19 protein-coding genes are annotated in these 18,680 nt (G+C 58.0%); 9 read left to right on the forward strand and 10 right to left on the reverse strand.

Annotated elements, in window-relative coordinates; genetic code table 11:
• Window positions 1-111: 111 nt before the first annotated feature.
• From AC2TAD_RS07560 to AC2TAD_RS07570, 3 genes are all read left to right on the forward strand, one after another.
• Window positions 112-1,770, forward strand: coding sequence for an NAD+ synthase (locus AC2TAD_RS07560; protein WP_170751705.1), 1,659 nt, complete (start codon window positions 112-114; stop codon window positions 1,768-1,770).
• A 257-nt stretch (window positions 1,771-2,027) separates the two neighbouring features.
• Window positions 2,028-2,294 (forward strand): hypothetical protein, encoded by a 267-nt coding sequence (locus tag AC2TAD_RS07565; RefSeq protein ID WP_353391266.1) that lies wholly within the window; start codon window positions 2,028-2,030, stop codon window positions 2,292-2,294.
• Window positions 2,295-2,429: 135 nt separating this feature from the next.
• Entirely contained in the window at window positions 2,430-3,758 is a 1,329-nt protein-coding gene (locus AC2TAD_RS07570; RefSeq protein WP_480866925.1) for an NAD(P)/FAD-dependent oxidoreductase, read from the forward strand.
• Window positions 3,759-3,761: 3 nt separating this feature from the next.
• Here AC2TAD_RS07570 and AC2TAD_RS07575 read toward each other — a convergent pair whose 3' ends face one another.
• Window positions 3,762-4,694 carry an MBL fold metallo-hydrolase gene (locus AC2TAD_RS07575; protein WP_480866926.1) on the reverse strand — a complete coding sequence of 311 codons (933 nt, stop codon included), beginning with the start codon at window positions 4,692-4,694 and terminating at the stop codon, window positions 3,762-3,764.
• 233 nt (window positions 4,695-4,927) lie between these two features.
• Here AC2TAD_RS07575 and gltX point away from each other — a divergent pair, with 233 nt between their 5' ends.
• Window positions 4,928-6,253 (forward strand): glutamate--tRNA ligase, encoded by a 1,326-nt coding sequence (gltX, locus tag AC2TAD_RS07580; RefSeq protein WP_480866928.1) that lies wholly within the window; start codon window positions 4,928-4,930, stop codon window positions 6,251-6,253.
• 66 nt (window positions 6,254-6,319) lie between these two features.
• Here gltX and AC2TAD_RS07585 read toward each other — a convergent pair whose 3' ends face one another.
• Window positions 6,320-6,889 carry a gamma-glutamylcyclotransferase family protein gene (locus tag AC2TAD_RS07585; protein WP_480866930.1) on the reverse strand — a complete coding sequence of 190 codons (570 nt, stop codon included), beginning with the start codon at window positions 6,887-6,889 and terminating at the stop codon, window positions 6,320-6,322.
• Window positions 6,890-6,983: 94 nt separating this feature from the next.
• Between AC2TAD_RS07585 and AC2TAD_RS07590 the strand changes: the two genes are divergently transcribed.
• Window positions 6,984-7,430 carry an RrF2 family transcriptional regulator gene (locus AC2TAD_RS07590; RefSeq protein WP_209195274.1) on the forward strand — a complete coding sequence of 149 codons (447 nt, stop codon included), beginning with the start codon at window positions 6,984-6,986 and terminating at the stop codon, window positions 7,428-7,430.
• 2 nt (window positions 7,431-7,432) lie between these two features.
• On the opposite strand, the gene AC2TAD_RS07595 is transcribed toward AC2TAD_RS07590, so the two are convergent.
• Together AC2TAD_RS07595 and AC2TAD_RS07600 are read right to left on the reverse strand one after the other, a co-directional pair.
• A complete protein-coding gene (locus AC2TAD_RS07595; protein WP_480866932.1) occupies window positions 7,433-9,961 on the reverse strand; it encodes an ABC transporter permease in 2,529 nt (842 codons plus the stop codon).
• Complete coding sequence (locus AC2TAD_RS07600; RefSeq protein ID WP_480866934.1) at window positions 9,958-10,653, reverse strand: ABC transporter ATP-binding protein; 696 nt, start codon at window positions 10,651-10,653, stop codon at window positions 9,958-9,960. Before AC2TAD_RS07600 ends, AC2TAD_RS07595 begins: the two co-directional genes overlap by 4 nt.
• Before the next feature lie 48 nt (window positions 10,654-10,701).
• Between AC2TAD_RS07600 and AC2TAD_RS07605 the strand changes: the two genes are divergently transcribed.
• The gene (locus AC2TAD_RS07605; protein WP_480867149.1) at window positions 10,702-11,328 is read left to right on the forward strand and encodes an arylesterase; all 627 of its coding nucleotides are present in this window, start codon (window positions 10,702-10,704) and stop codon (window positions 11,326-11,328) included.
• 13 nt (window positions 11,329-11,341) lie between these two features.
• Here the strand turns inward: AC2TAD_RS07605 and AC2TAD_RS07610 are convergent, their stop codons facing one another.
• The 4 genes from AC2TAD_RS07610 to ettA all read right to left on the reverse strand — a co-directional run bounded on the left by AC2TAD_RS07610 (window position 11,342) and on the right by ettA (window position 14,900).
• A complete protein-coding gene (locus AC2TAD_RS07610; RefSeq protein WP_170353450.1) occupies window positions 11,342-11,902 on the reverse strand; it encodes a L,D-transpeptidase in 561 nt (186 codons plus the stop codon).
• 168 nt (window positions 11,903-12,070) lie between these two features.
• Window positions 12,071-12,277: a cold-shock protein gene (locus AC2TAD_RS07615; protein ID WP_170350547.1), complete on the reverse strand. Its 207-nt coding sequence runs from the start codon at window positions 12,275-12,277 to the stop codon at window positions 12,071-12,073.
• Between the two features lie 242 nt (window positions 12,278-12,519).
• On the reverse strand, window positions 12,520-13,116 hold the full coding sequence (locus AC2TAD_RS07620; protein WP_480866936.1) for a hypothetical protein: 597 nt from the start codon (window positions 13,114-13,116) through the stop codon (window positions 12,520-12,522).
• Between the two features lie 128 nt (window positions 13,117-13,244).
• Window positions 13,245-14,900 (reverse strand): energy-dependent translational throttle protein EttA, encoded by a 1,656-nt coding sequence (gene ettA, locus AC2TAD_RS07625; protein WP_209195269.1) that lies wholly within the window; start codon window positions 14,898-14,900, stop codon window positions 13,245-13,247.
• Between the two features lie 137 nt (window positions 14,901-15,037).
• On the opposite strand from ettA, the gene AC2TAD_RS07630 reads away from it, so the two are divergent.
• The 3 genes from AC2TAD_RS07630 to dacB all read left to right on the forward strand — a co-directional run bounded on the left by AC2TAD_RS07630 (window position 15,038) and on the right by dacB (window position 17,705).
• Window positions 15,038-15,508: an MOSC domain-containing protein gene (locus tag AC2TAD_RS07630; protein WP_480866938.1), complete on the forward strand. Its 471-nt coding sequence runs from the start codon at window positions 15,038-15,040 to the stop codon at window positions 15,506-15,508.
• A gap of 32 nt (window positions 15,509-15,540) precedes the next feature.
• A complete protein-coding gene (locus AC2TAD_RS07635; protein WP_480866940.1) occupies window positions 15,541-16,161 on the forward strand; it encodes a nicotinate-nucleotide adenylyltransferase in 621 nt (206 codons plus the stop codon).
• A 65-nt stretch (window positions 16,162-16,226) separates the two neighbouring features.
• The gene (dacB, locus tag AC2TAD_RS07640) at window positions 16,227-17,705 is read left to right on the forward strand and encodes a D-alanyl-D-alanine carboxypeptidase/D-alanyl-D-alanine endopeptidase (RefSeq protein ID WP_170751688.1); all 1,479 of its coding nucleotides are present in this window, start codon (window positions 16,227-16,229) and stop codon (window positions 17,703-17,705) included.
• On the opposite strand, the gene AC2TAD_RS07645 is transcribed toward dacB, so the two are convergent.
• Together AC2TAD_RS07645 and AC2TAD_RS07650 are read right to left on the reverse strand one after the other, a co-directional pair.
• Entirely contained in the window at window positions 17,702-18,124 is a 423-nt protein-coding gene (locus AC2TAD_RS07645; RefSeq protein ID WP_170353444.1) for a tellurite resistance TerB family protein, read from the reverse strand. The genes dacB and AC2TAD_RS07645 overlap by 4 nt on opposite strands.
• An 83-nt stretch (window positions 18,125-18,207) precedes the next feature.
• Window positions 18,208-18,675, reverse strand: coding sequence for an Lrp/AsnC family transcriptional regulator (locus AC2TAD_RS07650; protein WP_480866943.1), 468 nt, complete (start codon window positions 18,673-18,675; stop codon window positions 18,208-18,210).
• Between the last annotated feature and the right edge of the window lie 5 nt (window positions 18,676-18,680).

The following is an 18,680-nucleotide window of genomic DNA, read 5'->3' on the forward strand; positions in this document are numbered from 1 at the left end:
CGCAAAACTAAGATACCGCAGGGGGCAGGGCAACGGCTTTTGCCGCATTTGCCTTTCACTCGCGCCGCGATCTGCTAAATGGCATAAGACTGACGAGGGCAAGAGGGCAGCATGGCCGACCGTTTCCGCATCACTCTGGCGCAACTCAACCCGACTGTGGGGGATATCGAAGGCAATGCGGCGCAGGCGCTTGACGCATGGGAACAAGCGCGCACCGCTGGGGCCGACATGGTGGCTTTGCCGGAAATGTTCATAACCGGGTACAATACGCAGGACCTGGTCATGAAGCCTGCTTTCCATCGCACGGCCATGGCCGCTGTCGAGGCTTTGGCCGCGAAATGTGCAGATGGGCCTGCTCTGGCGATCGGCGGGCCTTGGGTGGAAGACGGCCACCTATACAACGCTTACCTGATTCTGAAGGGCGGCAAGGTCAGTAGCAAGGTGTTGAAACATCATCTTCCCAATGAAACCGTTTTCGACGAAGTGCGCCTTTATGATTCAGGCCCTTTGGGGGGGCCTTACTCAGTTGGCAATACGCGCATCGGCAGCCCGATCTGTGAGGACAGTTGGCATCCGGATGTGGCCGAGACGCTGGAAGAGACCGGGGCCGAGTTCCTGCTGATCCCGAATGGTTCGCCCTATTTTCGCGACAAATACGACATCCGCCTGAATCATATGGTTGCACGTGTGATCGAGACAGGGTTGCCCCTGATCTATCTGAATATGGTCGGTGGACAGGACGACCAGGTATTTGATGGCGCGACTTTTGGCCTGAACCCGGGCGGAGAACTTGCTTTCCGAATGCCCGTTTTTGACGCGGCCCTGGCTCATGTTGATCTGGAGCGTGGGGACGACGGGTGGCGTATCGTTCCGGCAGATATCGTGCCGCAGCCCGATGCATGGGAGCAGGACTACCGCGCCATGGTCCAGTCTCTGCGTGATTACATGGGTAAAACGGGGTTCAAAAAGTGCGTGCTTGGACTGTCCGGGGGGGTGGATTCAGCGCTCGTTGCCGCGATTGCCGTGGATGCGCTTGGGGCCGAGAACGTGCGCTGTGTCATGCTGCCGTCGGAATATACCAGCCAGGCTTCGCTGGACGACGCCGAGGCCGTCGCCAAGGCGCTGGGCGTGCATTACGACTATGTTCCGATTTCGGATAGCCGGGCGGCCGTTACTGGGACTCTGTCCCAGCTCTTTGCCGGGCGGGACGAGGATCTGACCGAGGAAAACATTCAATCCCGTCTGCGCGGGCTGCTGCTGATGGCGATATCAAACAAGTTCGGCGAGATGTTGCTGACCACCGGTAATAAATCCGAGGTCGCCGTGGGCTACGCCACGATCTACGGCGATATGAATGGCGGCTATAACCCGATCAAAGATCTGTACAAGACACGGGTTTTCGAAACATGCCGTTGGCGGAATGCCAATCATCGCGACTGGATGAAGGGCCCCAATGGCGAAGTTATTCGGCCGTCGGTTATCGACAAACCCCCCAGCGCCGAGCTGCGCGCGGATCAGAAAGACAGTGACAGCTTGCCGGATTATCCGGTGTTGGACGCGCTTTTGGATATTCTAGTCGATCAGGACGGCTCGATCGCTGATTGCGTTGCTGCTGGTTTTGACGAAGCGGATGCCCGCAGGGTCGAGCATCTAATCTATATCTCAGAGTACAAGCGGTTTCAGTCTGCGCCCGGAACACGTCTGACAAGTCGTGCCTTCTGGCTGGATCGCCGCTATCCGATAGCGAACCGGTGGCGCGACCGCTCCTGAGATAGATTGTCGGTAATCCCGATCCAATTTCCCTAACTGTGATAAAGTGTTTCCACTCAATCCCCTTTGAGTGGGGTGGTAGCCCTTGTTTGGCAGTTTTCCTTGTCGACAGGCCGCTTTTTCGCCACATTTTAGCTGTATTATCGCCCAATGTCGGGCGGGTGTGACGCAATTGGGTTGGACAAACCGGACGGTTGACTCGACCAGGTAAGTTTGCGCGTCGCCTCAGATGTCTGTGTTAACGATTTGGTATCGCCATGCGTGAGGAATACGATAAACCACTGCATTCTCCGTTACCGTGGAAGTCCATGGAATCGGAAGGTCAGGTCCTGGATGAAACCAAGCTGGACCTGGCGATTGCCGACCTGATGAACCAAGAGCATTCGGTCAAGTCGGAACCAGAGCCAACACCGCCAACGATTCCGGCATCCGAGGACAAGCCGCAAGAAGCTGCGCCTGACACTGTCATCGGGTTTTCTGCCTCTCTACGGCAAAAATGGGCTGAACTGGTCGGGGCAGCCTGAGCTTTTACGTTTTTTGGAAACTGTGCGCGATAGCCACAGATCACGAAAATAGTAACAACCACGACTTCGGTCGTATTGCCACTGGTTGTGCGACGGGCATTCATTGCGGTCCGAGCAATGATAAAAGAGCGGTAGATGCCCGGCCCGAAACCCACCCACGTGGAACCAGATTTGAACCTTCCGAAATCCGTGGATGTCGTGGTGATCGGAGGAGGAATTATTGGTGCCGTAACCGCTTTGGAGCTGTCCGAGCGGGGCGCACGGGTTCTACTTTGCGAAAAAGGCCACATAGCTGGTGAGCAGAGCTCGCGCAATTGGGGTTGGGTGCGATTGGGTTTGCGGGATCCTCGCGAAATTCCTTTGATGCTGGAGGCCCAGAAACTCTGGGATGGGCTTGATGACCGTGTCGGGCGCAAAACCGGATTTACCCGGTCAGGAATTCTGTTTGGTGCTTCGGGTCGCCGCGGGGCCCAAAACCTCGAACGGTGGGCGCAGCATGTTGAGGGATTGCAGACAGGCGCAGAATTGCTGTCTGGCACTGAACTGGACGCTGTGTTGCCGGACCACAAAACTGGATTGAACTACGCGCTTTACATGCCTCGCGATGGGCGGGCCGAGCCGCAGTGGGCAGCCCCTGCGATCGCCGAGGCAGCCCGCGACAGGGGTGCGGTGCTCATGACCAACTGTGCAGTGCGCAGCGTGGATGTGCAGGATGGGCGCATTGCCGGGGTTTTCACTGAACGCGGCCGTGTCGCCTGTGATTCCGCGGTATTGGCAGGAGGTGCCTGGTCCCGCCTTTTCGCAGGCAACGCGGGTATAGATTTGCCACAGCTCAAAGTGCTGAACACGGTGTTACGGGCTTCTCCGGTTGCAGGTCCCGAGACAGCTTTATGGTCGGACGACTTCGCAATTCGTAAACGTGCGGACGGAGGGTACACAATAGCATCTGGCCATGAGAATACGGTGGATATCGTCCCTGACAGCTTTCGATTGGCCCGGCGTTTTCTGCCCGCATTTCGGCAGGAATGGCGATCACTCCGGTTCCGATGGTCCAAACGTTGGGCGGTCGAAGCACAAGAGGACAGATCGTGGCTGCCTACCGATGTCACGCCGTTCGAGCATACCCGCGTTCTGGACCCCGATCCTTCGGGCAAGGTTCTTCGCCGCGCTTGGGCGAGTGCGCAGAAAGCAATTCCGGCCTTACAGGCAAGTGAACTGGTTCAGAGTTGGGCGGGGATGATCGACGTTACACCCGATGCCATACCTGTCATTTCGGGTGTGGATACGATGCCGGGTATGTTCATCGCCACGGGCTTCTCCGGCCACGGCTTTGGCATAGCGCCCGGCGCGGGCCGCCTTATGGCGGATCTGGTCGCGGACACAACACCATGTGTTGATCCGGCCGCGTTTCGTCTGTCACGTTTTACCGATGGCTCACGCGTGCGGCCGGACCCAGGGTATTAAGGGTTAGCCCATCATCTGATAGCTGACGGGGACAAAGCGGAAACCATCCCCGCGTGTTTCAACAAAACCTGCTGCAGGGAACGGCATATGGAATCCGATCATCGGGACTTTATCTGCGGCCAGCATACCCAAAACCTTACGGCGTGATGCTGTGGCTGCAGCTTTGTCCATGTCAAAGCGAACCTCCCATTCGGGATGCGCGAAAGACCAGACATAGTGGTTTGCGAGGTCAGCAGTCAGCACCAGACGCTGCCCGTTGCTTTCAAGGTGATAGACAGTGTGGCCCGGTGTATGGCCATACGCCGCGACGGCTGTGATGCCTGATGCGACTTCTCCGCCATCGCCAAGGAATGTCATCTTTTCAGCTTGCGGAGTGACCTTGGCGGCAACGAGATCGCCGACGCGGTTCCCTGCATCCTGAGCTGCCCAGAAATCATATTCGGGCGAAGCGGTCACAAAACGCGCGTTGGTAAAGGTGGGGGCATCATTGGTTGTCATGCCACCGATGTGGTCGGGATGCATATGGGTAAGTACGACGACGTCGATCTGATCAGCGGTAACCCCCGCATCTGCAAGAGCGGCCTGAATACCCCCCTGACCCAGGCCGGTGTCGAACAGAACCAGCTCGGATCGGGTGTTGACCAGCGTCGGGGTAAAGAAGAATTGTGCTTGGTCGGCAGGGATGAAGTTGTCGGCCGAGACCTTGGCAAATTCCTCGTCCGAGGCACCGCCGCCAAAAATCTCTTTGGCGCCGTCACGCGGCAAACTGCCATCCAAAAGCGAGGTGACAGTGAAATCGCCCAGTTGAAACGATTTGGCGATTGTCGAGTTCGCTTTGGTTTCGTTCGTTGCTGCCAGCACTGGGGTTGCAGCGGCGGCAAAAGGCAATGCTGCGGCTGATCCGAGCGCTGCGCGGCGTGTCAGTTTGATGGTCATGTCTCATTCTCCCTGTCAGAGCACCAGTTCTAATCCTAGATCGGTGAAGGCCACTTGCCAGTTCACACATCAGTGAAATGGGCTGCGTGAGCGAACATAGCATGTTAATTTTTGCTCATGTTGCGATCCGCGCCGGATCTGAAGACAGATTTGTTTCCTGCCGCCCCGTTTTCCTGCATGTGCTGGACAAAATGCCAATCCTGTGACAAGAGCCGCGCCAACAGGAGACACCTATGACAACCACCCGTTTCGCCCCGTCGCCCACCGGTTACATCCATGTGGGCAACCTGCGCACCGCGCTGATGAACTATTTGATCGCTCGCAAGGCAGGCGGCACGTTCATCCTGCGCATCGACGACACCGATCCCGAGCGGTCGAAGGAAGAATATGTCGACGCGATCAAGCAGGATCTGGAGTGGCTGGGTTTGCATTGGGACCGGGTCGAGCGTCAGTCCGACCGTCTGGATCGCTACGCCGAAGCAGCCGACAAGCTGCGCGAGATGGGTCGTTTCTATGAGGCGTTCGAGACACCGACCGAGCTGGACCTGAAACGCAAGAAGCAGCTGAACATGGGCAAGCCGCCGGTCTACGACCGCGCCGCGCTGAACCTGTCGGCGGCCGAGAAAGAGGCCCTGCGCGCGGAACGCGGCAATGGTGTGTGGCGTTTCAAGCTGGATCATGCGCGGATCGAGTGGACTGATGGTATTCTCGGCGACATCTCGATTGATGCGGCGTCAGTGTCTGATCCGGTGCTGATCCGAGGGGATGGTCAGGTTCTGTATACCATCGCGTCTGTGGTCGACGATACCGAGATGGGCGTGACCGATGTGGTGCGCGGTTCGGACCATGTGACCAATACCGCGACGCAGATTCAGATCATTCAGGCGCTGGGCGGAGACTGCCCGCGCTTTGCGCACCACTCGCTGCTGACTGGCCCGCAGGGTGAGGCGCTGTCGAAACGTCTGGGTACGCTGGCCTTGCGCGATCTGCGCGAACAGGGCGTGCAGCCGATGGCTCTGCTGAGCTTGATGGCGCGTCTAGGGTCCTCTGATCCGGTCGAATTGCGTTCGGACATGGCCGAGCTGATTGACGGGTTTGACATTGGCCGTTTTGGCGCGGCGCCGACCAAATTCGACGTGCAGGACCTGTTTCCGCTGACCGCAAAACACCTGCAATCGTTGCCACTGGCCGATGTGGCCGATGCGGTCGCCGATGCGGGTGTCCCGGCTGAGCTGGCCGAGTCGTTCTGGGCCATGGCGCGCGAGAACATCACGACTCTGGCTGATCTGAAGGGCTGGTGGGATCTGTGCCGCGACGGGGCCGAACCTTTGATCGCTGACGAGGATCGTGCATTCATCGCCGAAGCTGTTGCGCTGCTGCCAGAAGGCCCGTTTGACGGTGAAACCTGGGGTGCCTGGACCAAGGCCGTCAAAGAGGCCACGGGCCGCAAAGGTAAGGGGCTTTTCATGCCGTTGCGCAAAGCGCTGACAGGGATGGAGCGCGGACCGGAAATGGCGACTTTGCTGCCCTTGCTGCAAGTGATCCGCGCGCGCGGGTGATAAACGCGCTCTGCGGCGCACGTATTTTCTACCAAAGAATGGCCGGGCAAGCGTCCCCGGCCTTTTTTACAAAGAGTGGACCAGTTTTGCAGAAAGATGCTGCAGGCGGGTATTCACAAATTCGGTCTCGTTCGGTTTCAACTGCTGGTGGCGCGGATAGCGAGGTTCGGCGCGGTCGTTTAGGATCGGAGCATCCCATCCATCAGTGGTGGCAAAAAAGCGGTCCGCCCCGGCTTCGCCAAAGGCCCGCAGATAGCCTTGTACAACCACGTCGATATAGCTGAGCAGCAAGGGATGGCGATTGGTCGGTTTGGCGTGACGGCCATGAGGCACTGCATAGACAGCGATTTCCACATCATGAGTCAAGGGATGTGTCACGGCTTGGGTTGCGGGTACTCGGTCATAGGCCCATTCTCGTTCATCCAGAGCGGCCCAATCGTTTCGAGGCACATGTGCGATCATGCCTTCGATTTCGCTATTCGGATCAGGGATGGCCGTTAGAAATGCCACCGGGCGAAGGTCCGTATGCCTCCAAGCGCGGCGCCAGCCCTTCAGGCGGGCAGGGCGGGCATCCGGAAAATCGTGGGTCGCAAGGTTGACCAGGCTTCCGTAGCCAAAGAAGTAAGGGTCTGCCATGTGCCGCTGTGTCCTTTGCGCCGATTGATGTATGTCAAACCGCTTTTTTGCCGGACATGCAATAAGGTCGCATCTTGAAATTTGGGAGGCGACCATGCGCATTACCAAACGGACGAATATTGCGGTGCGCCTGCTGATGTATTGTGCCGCGCATCAGGACAGGCTTGTAACCAAATCCGAGATTGCCGAAGTGTGCAACATCTCGGAAAACCATTTGGCGCAGGTGATTAATCAACTGAGCCAGCTTGACTATCTCAGCACGCAAAGGGGTCGAAACGGGGGCATGACGCTTGCCAGACCCGCTGACCAGATTCGTATCGGGTCGGTCTTTCGCCATGTCGAAGGGAACCTGCCGCTGGCCGAGTGTTTTGCCGATGCAGACAACACGTGCCCATTGACCGATGCGTGCCGTTTGCGGTTGGCGCTGCAAGATGCTGCCGAAGTGTTTTATGCGTCGTTAGATGACATCACGCTGGACGCGCTGGTATGCGACAACGACCAACTGTTGCAGATACTGCAACCCGTGGCCTGCGTGCGATAGGATCAGTCACTGGCGCGCAGAATGCGGGCCGGTCTCACTGTGAGAGGGCGCAAAGCGAAGATCAGACCTGCGCCCAGCGTGACCAGAACCCCGGCCAGAACAATGCCAATGGCCGAGGGCCAGATGACCGCAAAACGAGTGTCAAAAATATAGGTGGCGACGGCCCATCCGCCCAGAATACCCGTCAACAGTGCCACGCTTCCGGCAGCTGCCCCCAAGAGAGCTGCGCGCATGGTGAAGCTGAGCAGGATGCGACGCCGGTCAGCGCCCAGCGTTTTCAGGATCGCGGCTTCATATCGTCGGGCCGGTTCGCCCGCTGCAGCGGCGCCGATCAAAACCAGAAACCCGGTCAACAGCGATACGCCTGCACCGTAAGACGTCGCAGCGGCCAGACCGGCCAGTAGGTCTGACACCCGGTCAATTGCGTCGCGCACCCGAATGGCAGTGATATTGGGAAACTGCCCGGCAAGGTCACGCAGTATCGGACCTTCGGCCTGTTCTTCGGCGTAGACTGTCGCGATGAAACTGTGCGGTGCTCCGGCCAAGGCGGACGGGTTTATCGACATGATGAATCCCATGCCAGCATTGGAAAAGTCGACTTCGCGCAGGGATGTCAGCTCTGCCGTGATGTCGCGCCCGAGGATGTTGACTGTCAGCATGTCGCCAAGGTTAAGCCCCATCTCTTCGGCTTCTTCTGCGGCGAAACTGACCTGAGGGGGGCCTGCATAGTCCTCGTCCCACCAGTCCCCTTTGGTGACACGCGCGTTGCTTGGTGGCGTTGCTGAATACGTAACGCCTCGGTCGCCGTCCAGAACCCAGTGATCACCCGCCACATCACGCGCAGGGCTGCCGTTGATCTGAGTGATGATGCCGCGCAGCATCGGAGCACTCTCGATGCGGTTGACAGCCGGGTCGGTTTCCAGACGTTCGAGAAAGCCGGGCATTTGGTCTTTTTGGATGTCTACGAAAAAATACGACGGTGCCACATCCGGCAGATTTCCCGAGATCGCATTGCGAAGTGTGCCGTCGATCTGGCCAACTGCCGCCAAAACAGACAACCCCAAACCAAGCGAAAGAACAACCGACGCTGCCCCTTCCCTTGGATCGGAAATGGCAGACAGCGCCCATCGCATTGCGGGTTTACCGCGTGCCCAGGGGGCGCTGACACGAGCCAGCTTGCGGATGGCAAATGCCGATAGGGCCAACAGCGCCAGCGCGCCGACCAACCCTCCGGCAGTCCAGAGCGTCAGGCGGGTCGATCCACTGAACCAAGCTGCAGAGGCAACAAGCAATCCCAGCCCGATGACCGTCGCCATGAGGAATACAGGGCGCGGAAAAACGTGTGCCGATGAAAGGGCATCGCGGAAGAGTGTTGCCGCGCGGACCTGTTCAGTGCGGGCCAATGGCCAAAGGGTAAACAAAAACGCAGTTAGCACTCCATAAAGTGCCGCCTCGGCCAGCGGTTTGGGGTAGAAAGAAAACACTGCGGGTACGGGCAGGCGCGCCTCGATCAATGGGGCAAGAAGCACGGGTGTCAGACCACCCAGCACAAGGCCCAGCAGGATCCCGATACCAGACAGGATCCCGATCTGGATCATATAGGTTTGGAAAATTGTTGCTCGATCCGCACCCAGTGTGCGCAGCGTCGCAATCGTTTCCGTTTTTTGTGACAAATAGGCCCGTACGGCGGCTGATACGCCGATGCCTCCGACCGCCAGTCCGGACAGGCCAACCAGCACCAGAAACGCGCTGAGCCGATCTACGAACTCGGCGATGCCGGGTGCCCCGTTTCGGGCGTCGGTCCATCGCATTCCGGTGCCGTCGAACGTCTTTTCTGCGGTCGTGGCCAGCTGGGCAAGGTCAGTGTCGCGTGGCAAGTCCAACCGGTACTTGGTTGAAAACAGTGTTCCGGGTGCCAACAACCCCGAACTGCCCAAATCCTCGGTGCGAACCAGTGTGCGTGGGCCCAGCCCGAACCCGTCTGCCGCTCCGTCGGGTTCGTGGATAAGCGCAGCTGTCAGCACAAAGTCTTGCGAGCCAAGAGCAAAAGTTTGGCCCACCGACAGGTTCAATCGGTCCATTAAAGACGGGTCCATGACCGCACCGGGCAAACCCTGATCGCCCTCAAGAGCTTGGGACAGAGTCATGGTGGGCTCTAATACGGTTTCGCCCACCAAAGGATAGGCATCGTCCACGGATTTTACTTGCGTCAGCGCGCGCTGCGCGGTCTCTGCCTGCCCGGTTACGGCCATCGACCGGAAATCGACGACTTCGGAGGTTGCCTCGGCCGCCTGTGCCATCCAAGCACGCTCATCGTCGGACGCGAAGCGATAGGTGAACTCTAACTGTGCGTCTCCGCCCAACAACGCGGCCCCTTCCTGTGACAGGCCGTTCTGAATTGCGTATCTGACCGAGCCAACAGCTGCGATGGCAGCCACCCCAAGCGCCAGACAGGCAAGGAAAACGCGGAAACCACGCAAGCCGCCGCGCAACTCGCGCCGCGCTAGCCGCCCCGCAAGGCGCAGGCTCATTCGGCGGCCTCTTGCCGTGTGTCTTCGGTAATCCTGCCATCACGCAAGCGGATCACACGGTCGCACCTACGGGCCAGGCTATGGCTGTGGGTTACAAGGACCAATGTCGCGCCGTGGCGGTCCCTCAGGTCAAACAGAAGATCGACGATTGCCGCGCTGTTGGTTTCATCAAGGTTTCCAGTTGGCTCATCCGCCAGCAATATTTTCGGTCGAGGAGCAGCCGCGCGCGCAAGTGCGACGCGCTGTTGTTCGCCACCCGACAGCTGTGCAGGGTAATGTTCGTGCCGGTGGGAAAGGCCGACCGCATCCAATTCCGCTTGCGCACGGGAGAATGCATCTTTCTGGCCGGCAAGCTCCAGCGGCGTTGCTACATTTTCCAATGCTGTCATAGTTGGGATCAGGTGAAAGTTCTGGAACACCACGCCCATCGTGTTACGACGGAACCGAGCCAGAGCATCTTCGTCCATACGACCCAAATCCTGGCCGAGTGCGTTGATCTTGCCGCTGGTTGCCCGTTCCAACCCACCCATCAGCATCAGCAGCGAAGACTTGCCAGACCCGGACGGCCCAACCAGCCCCAGAGTTTCATTCTGAGCAACCGAAAGAGTGATGTCATGCAGGATATCCACCCGACCGGCATTGCCATCCAGCGATAAAGCGGCATGTTCAAGGGACAGAACTGGTAGAGTCATAGGGCGATCCAAAGCGGGGGCGTTGATGATTGATATGGAGCGGTTATGATGTTGCGCAAGGCTTTGATCACGATGCTTTTTGCCTGCTGGGGCGTCATGGCAACAGCGGAAACCGTCGTGATTGCGGCATTAGGAGATTCCCTGACGCAAGGATACGGCCTGCCAGAACGTGATGGGTTTGTACCGCAACTTGGCCGTTGGCTTGATGGTCAGAATGCTAACATCCGCTTGATCAACGCCGGTGTTTCAGGCGACACAACCGCTGGCGGTGCTGCAAGGGTGGGTTGGACCCTGACCCCCGAAGTTGACGGGTTGATCGTCGCACTCGGTGGAAATGACCTATTGAGGGGAATCGATCCGGCCGTTTCGCGTGCCAATCTTACAGCCATCCTGAAAACCGCGCAGGAGGCGGGTGTTGAGGTCTTGCTGGTCGGCATGCAGGCCCCGGGCAACTACGGGGCTGAATACAAGGCGGCCTTCGATCAGATGTACCCTGATCTTGCGCAGCAATTTGACACCGCCTATGCCCCTAGCTTCTTCACGGGTCTCACATCTGACGCAGACCCGAATGCAGCGCGCCGATTAATGCAACCTGACGGCATCCACCCCAATGCCGAAGGCGTTGCGTTAATCGTTCAGGACCTTGGGCCCTACGTTCTGGATCTTGCCGAGTAAGCCATAGAATGGATCAAATGACTGTAACCACGGTTCCGATCGGCACACGTTCGTAAAGATCGACAACATGAGAATTCAGCATCCGGATGCATCCGTTTGATGCGGCGGTGCCAATCGTCTGTGGCTGCGTGGTGCCGTGAATGCGAAAATACGTGTCGACCCCGTTCTGAAACAGGTACAACGCCCGCGCGCCAAGCGGGTTGTCCCCTCCGCCGGGTTGGACGTAGTCGTTATCCTTGAAACGGGCATAGGTTACCGGCTCGCGCTCGATCATCTCGTTGGTGGGGCGCCATGTGGGCCACTCTTTCTTGACGTCGATGGTCGCTGTTCCCGTAAACTCGAGCCCTGCTTTGCCGACTCCGCAGCCATAGCGAATCGCCTTGCGCGGTTCGGTCACGAAATACAGGTAGAAAGACCTCGGTACGACCAGAAGCTGGCCGGGCAGGAATTCTTTCTTGATCCGAACGTACTGGGGCGTCGGGTCGTATTCAGCAGTCTTCGTTTTTGCTGATGCAACGCCCGGAACAAGGCTTAGGGCGGTGGCGCTTGTCATGAAGCTTCGGCGTGTGAACATATCGTATCTCTTCACTCGAAAAACAAAATCTTGAACAGAGTGTCGGAATGATATCCGATCCGGTCAATCTGCGGTGAAGAGTAACTGAAATGTGATGTCGTCAACGGGCCACACTATTCGGGCCCGTTGAGAAAAAGGGCAGAGGAAAGCCGCTGCCCTTTCAATGGCTTATGCCAGTTGAATGTCGTCGGCGCTTTCGCGGCCGTCACGACCCGAGCGCAGCTCGTACGTGACTTTCTGGTTGTCGGCCAGACCGGTCAGGCCCGAACGCTCGACAGCCGAGATGTGAACGAAGATGTCTTTGCCGCCATCTTCGGGTGCGATAAAGCCGTAGCCTTTGGTGGTGTTGAACCATTTAACGGTGCCTGCGGGCATATCCGTATTCTCCTGTTTGGTGCTGCCCACGGGGATGCGGCAGCCTGGCGTCGTAGTCTGGATCGAATGACTGAGCGCCGGAAAAGGAGACAGTAGGTCGAAATAGAAAAACGTTAGCCCTTTGGATATGGCATTGGTGTAGGGATGTGGCAAGGGTGATCGTCTTTGTGTACCGTAATCGGTTCATAAGGCGTCATCGATCGCCCGAGTTAGCGGGTTTGCGCTGGCCTTCCGCTTTGCACCTAAACCGGAAGCTTGGCGACAATATCAGCGTATTTGGGTGATGCTATGAAACACCTTGGCAGTTCTTCGACAATTTCATCAATCGAATCGTAGACTTGGCTTGCCGCCGACCTGAGTTCAGTCGGAATCTCTTTGGGCGCGCGCTGTTCACGTTTCGGGAGCTTCATTTTCAGGCCGGTAAATTCCGATATGTCGTTTTGATGATCCCATATCGCATCATAGTGAACGCATAAAACGGGGACGCCCTCAAATACGGCCCATTCTTTTATCTGCTTGGCTTGTTGCAGAATATCCCGCTGAAACAGATCGCAATATTCGCCAGTCGCATGAAGGTGATAAAAATGCTGTCGGATCCAATCTTCACCATACCGCTCTTTTGCCGAATAGACGGAAAAGGCCGAATCTTTGGTGGAACCGAAGCAAAAGACTACTCTGGTATTGGCCGGCCACTCTAACAACGCCTGCGGAAAATCATGGGTCTTGTAGATGAACGGCGCTTTGAATTCGGCGTCCTTGAGACGAGCAACGAAGGCCGAGCGTTCTACAGCTGAAGGGTTTCTTTTTCTAAGTGCCTTGCTAAGGGCAAGATAAGTCACGGTACTTCCGGATCGACCGTTGCTTGCGACTATGACGCAATGGTCACGGTCCGATGTCTTTCCAAACCTTGCAATGCGTCCAATCGCCAAGAACAGCGATTGGAACATACGTTTGGAAATTCGGGTTCTCACCGGGCAAACTTCTTATGCTTCAACCGCTTGGGCTCTAGCGCGTCCGGTCCCAGACGGCGCTTTTTATCCTCTTCGTAGTCCTCGAAGTTGCCCTCGAACCACTCCACATGGGCATCACCCTCAAACGCCAGAATATGCGTGCAGATACGGTCGAGGAAAAAGCGGTCGTGCGAAATCACAACGGCGCAGCCGGCGAAATCGACCAGCGCGTCTTCCAGCGCGCGAAGGGTTTCGACGTCAAGGTCGTTGGTTGGTTCGTCGAGCAGCAAGACGTTGCCGCCCTCTTTCAGCAGGCGGGCCATGTGGACGCGGTTGCGCTCACCACCTGACAGCAATGAGACCTTCTTCTGCTGGTCACCGCCCTTGAAGTTAAACGACGAGCAATAGGCGCGGGAATTGACCTGCGCGTCGCCCAACTGGATGATCTCGGCACCGCCGGTGATCGCCTCCCACACGGTGTCGTTGTCGGCAAGGTCGTCGCGGGACTGGTCGACATAAGACAGCTCGACCGTGTCACCCAGCGTGATGGTGCCGCTGTCGGGCTGCTCCTGACCGGTGAGCATTTTGAATAGGGTCGATTTACCCGCGCCGTTGGGACCGATGACGCCGACGATGCCGCCGGGAGGCAGGGCAAAGTCCAGCCCTTCGATCAGTTGCTTGTCGCCCATGTGTTTCGATAGACCCTCAACCTCGATCACCTTGCCGCCAAGGCGCTGGCCATTGGGGATGACGATCTGGGCACGGGTCAGCTTTTCGCGTTCGGACTGCTCGGCCAGCTCGTTATAGGCGTTGATCCGGGCTTTGGACTTGGCCTGACGGGCCTTTTGACCCTGACGCATCCATTCCAATTCGCGCTGCAGGGTCTTCTGTTTGGACTTGTCCTCGCGGGCTTCCTGCTCCAGCCGTTTGGCTTTTTGTTCCAGCCATGCAGAATAGTTGCCCTCGTAAGGAATGCCGCGGCCACGGTCGAGTTCCAGAATCCAGCCGGTGATGTCATCCAGGAAATACCGGTCGTGCGTGACGATCAGGATGGTGCCCTTGTAGTCGATCAGGTGCTGTTGCAGCCAGGCGATGGTCTCGGCGTCCAGGTGGTTGGTCGGCTCATCAAGCAGCAACATGTCGGGCGCTTCCAGCAGAAGTTTGCAGAGCGCCACGCGGCGTTTCTCACCGCCCGAGAGGTTGGCGATGTTGGCATCGTCCGGCGGGCAGCGCAGCGCCTCCATCGAGACGTCGATCTGGCTGTCGAGATCCCAGAGGTTCTGGCTGTCGATCTCGTCCTGCAGCTTGGCCATCTCATCGGCTGTTTCGTCCGAGTAGTTCATGGCGAGATCGTTGTAACGGTCGAGGATCGCTTTCTTCTCGGCCACGCCCAGCATAACGTTTTCGCGGACGGTCAGCGATTCATCCAGCTGCGGTTCCTGAGGCAGGTAGCCGACCTTGGCACCTTCGGCGGCCCATGCCTCGCCGGTGAAATCCTTGTCGAGACCGGCCATGATCTTCATCAGGGTCGATTTACCCGCGCCGTTGACGCCGACAACACCGATTTTCACGCCGGGCAGAAAGCTGAGGTGGATGTTTTCAAAGCACTTCTTGCCACCGGGATAGGTCTTTGAGACACCCTGCATGTGGTAGACATATTGATAGGCGGCCATGTCGCGTCCTCTGGGTCGGGGAAATTGGGTTGATCCGCTTGATATCCAAGCGGGGCGGGCGGGGCAAGCTGGTGGTTTTGTGAATTTTGCATTCGGATGTGCGGCGGTAGTTGTCCGATTGTAGCAAAGGGGGAAGCATGGCGGATTTGGCGGCACTGATTGCAGGATGGGCCAAGCCGGGTCGGCTGGAATGGATTGTTCTGCGACCTGATCGCAGGGCCGAGGTTCAACCGGTCGATACTGTTTTGATCTCCGCCGATGGTTTTGAAGGCGACCGCGCTCGTGCGGGCAAGCGTGCCGTGACCCTGATCCAGCAGGAGCATCTGGTCGCGATTGGATCGTATCTGGGTCGGGGGCCGGTTGCGCCTGAAATCTTGCGGCGCAATCTGGTTGTCTCAGGGATCAATCTGGCCGCTCTCAAGGGGCGTGAGGTGCAAGTCGGTGAAGCGATTTTGCGCTTTACCGTGATCTGCGCGCCCTGCAGCCGGATGGAGGAGGCTTTCGGTAAAGGCGGCTATTCTGCCGTGCGCGGCCATGGGGGCTGGTGTGCTGAAGTCGTCAAACCCGGCCGGGTCAAGCTGGGCGATGTCGTGCAGCCCGTTGATTGACAAGCCGTCCCAGTTCTGAACAACAGCAAAGGATGGAACGTTTTGCCATACCATACGCGAGGCCCGGTCAGGTAATCGGTCTGTTCGGGGGGTCTTTTGATCCACCGCATCAGGGACATGTTCATGTCACGCGAGAGGCTATGAAGGCATTTGGGTTGGATCGGGTATGGTGGCTGGTATCCCCAGGAAATCCCCTGAAAGCACGCGGGCCAGGGCCATTGGCGGAGCGTGTCCGGGCCGCGCAGAACGTGATGCAACATCCGCGTGTCGAGGTCACGGATATCGAAGCGGTGACGGGGACCCGGGCGACCGCAGATACTTTGGCGGCATTGCAGCGATTTTATCCGCAGGTACGGTTCGTATGGATCATGGGGGCTGACAATCTTGCCCAGTTCCACCTCTGGAAAGATTGGCGAACCATCATGGATAACGTGCCTGTCGGTGTTGTCGCCCGCCCAGGTGATCGTATTTCAGCGCGAATGTCTCCGGCGGCCAAGGTCTATGCGACGTATCGCATAGACGGGCAGGCGCGGCATCTTCTGGGGCGGGCGCAGGCCCCGGCGTGGTGTTTTGTCAATGTCCCAATGCTTGATGTGAGTTCAACTGAACTTCGCAATCGCGGCATCACGGCGAATGGGGTGTTGCCGGAATAGCCCCCACCGGAGCATAATCCTTTTGACCGGTTGTTCGCCCGCGATCTGTAGGATTTTAATTGGCTATGGCTGATCGTTTCACACGTCGTTTTGTTTTGGCTGGCCTTGGGGCAGCGATGGCTCCGGGTGTTGCCCTGGCGAATGCACCGCTGGTTTCCCTTAGGCCGCAACTCCGGGGCGCGCAACCGCTAGGGGCGGAACGTCTGATACAAGCTGCGGGTTTGCGCGGTGAGGTTGCTTTTGCCGTTGCCGATGCGCAGACCGGGGTCGAGTTGGAAGCGGTCGGAGGAGATCTCGGCTTGCCGCCAGCGAGCGTGGCAAAAGCACTGACCGCGCTTTACGCGTTGGATGTTCTGGGCCCGGAATTCCGCTTTGAGACAAAGCTGGTTGCGGATGGCACCATTGAAAATGGCGTTTTGAATGGCGACCTGATCCTTGTGGGTGGCGGCGACCCATTGTTGGATACAGATGCGTTGGCAACTATGGCAGCCAATCTGCGCGAGGTTGGGATCACCGAAGTTCGGGGTGCATTCAAAGTGTATGATGGGGCGTTGCCTTACGTGTTCAGCATTGATCCGGGGCAACCTGACCATTTGGGTTACAGCCCTGCCATCAGCGGGATATCTCTAAACTTCAACCGTGTTCATTTTGAATGGAAACGGGCCGGAACCAACTACGATGTGACCATGGATGCGCGCAGCGCGCGGTATAAGCCCGCGGTGGACATGGCGACGATGTGGGTCGAAGCCCGCAAGGCCCCGATCTACACCTATGAAGCCAGTGCCCGGCAGGATCGCTGGACTGTTGCGCGCGCTGCCCTTGGCAACGGCGGAGCGCGATGGCTACCGGTGCGCAAACCCGCCCTTTATGCGGGAGATGTGTTTCGGACGCTTGCCCGGTCCAACGGGATTGTCTTGGATCGGGTGCAAGTGACGCGCCAAGCGCCAGTCGGTCTTGCTTTGGTTGTGCATAACAGCGATCAGCTGGACAGCATTTTGCGCGGAATGCTCAAATACTCGACCAATATCACTGCCGAAATGGTGGGTATGACGGCATCAAGAGCGCGTGGCGCGGAATTGCAGAGTCTGACGGATTCGGCGGATGAGATGAACCTTTGGGCCGCCGAGACTTATGGGGTTGATGGCGTCGCAATGGTGGATCACTCGGGATTGGGGGATGCGTCGCGCATTGCCCCGAGCGCTCTGGTCAAGATGCTGGTCGCGGCGCAAAAATCTGGCGCGCTGCGTCCATTGCTGAAACGGTTTAATCTAACTGACAGTCAGGGCCGGCCAGTCAAGAACCACCCAATCAAGGTGGACGCCAAAACCGGGACGTTGAATTTCGTGTCCGGCCTGGGTGGATTTATTACGACGCCCGACGGGTCTGAGCTGGCTTTCGCCATCTTTACCGCCGATGTTGATCATCGCGCAAAAATACCACGCTCTCAACGCGAACGCCCGTCAGGCGCACGAAGTTGGAATAGCCGGTCGCGCAGATTGCAGCGCGCCCTCATTGCAAGATGGGGAACCCTAAGCGGCAGTTAAGTCGTGTGGCGCGCACGCGCGCCACGCTCTATCGCTGCAGCATGCAAGCGGTCGATATTCAACTCGTACCGGATTTCTTCCAACAAACGCAGCTCGGTTTCCGCAAGCGACCCATCAGCGGCTGCCACGTCGCAGGCCAGTGCATAGGCTGTTTCGTTCAACCGCGCGGGCAGGTTTTCGCGGATCAGGCCGAACAATGCGTCTAACCCGTCCTCTTGCTCGAACAGGTCGAACACGATTTGCGATACACGACGGGTGCGGTCGGCATCGTATTCTGCAAAAACCGGCAACATGTTCACCGCGCCTTCGATTTTGACCAGTTCAGCCGTGCGAATGGTTTCGTCCGACGCTGAAATCGCCACCATGATCGCAACAAGGCAATCCTGCGGTGACATCGGGTGAGGCACTTGATCGGTCATGGCGGGGTCCTGATAGAGCTGTTCTGAGGGCGCACGATAGGAGGGACCGGGATCGGGTTCAACGCATTTCGGCGGCCAAAGCGTCACAGGATGGGCAGAGGTCCGCGCGTTTTCGTCTGACGTAACACGAAATTGCTGCGGGTATCTCGGACGAGACCGGACTTCAGTAAGCGCTGCATAATGAAGTGTTCAAGGTCTTCGGGAGTACGCGCATAGACTTTCAGGATGAAGTCGTGATCTCCGGTAATCGATGCGCATTCGACGATCTGGGCTTCTGTCTCGACTAGGCGCAGGAAGGACGCGATGCTGTCTTCTTGGTGGTCTTTCAGGGCGATGTGAACGTAAGCGATCGCATTCAGCCCCACCGATTTTGCGGGCACGCGCGCGGCATATCCTGCGAGGACGCCTGTGGCCTCAAGGTCCCTCACGCGCCGCCAACATTGCGAGGCCGACAGCCCAGTCCGGTCGGCGAGATCCTGCATGGACAGACGTCCGTCTGACTGAAGCTCTTGTAGAATGGCGATGTCGGCAGGCTGAAGGATTTGAGTCATAATTT

Source organism: Ruegeria sp. HKCCD7628 (assembly GCF_057221005.1).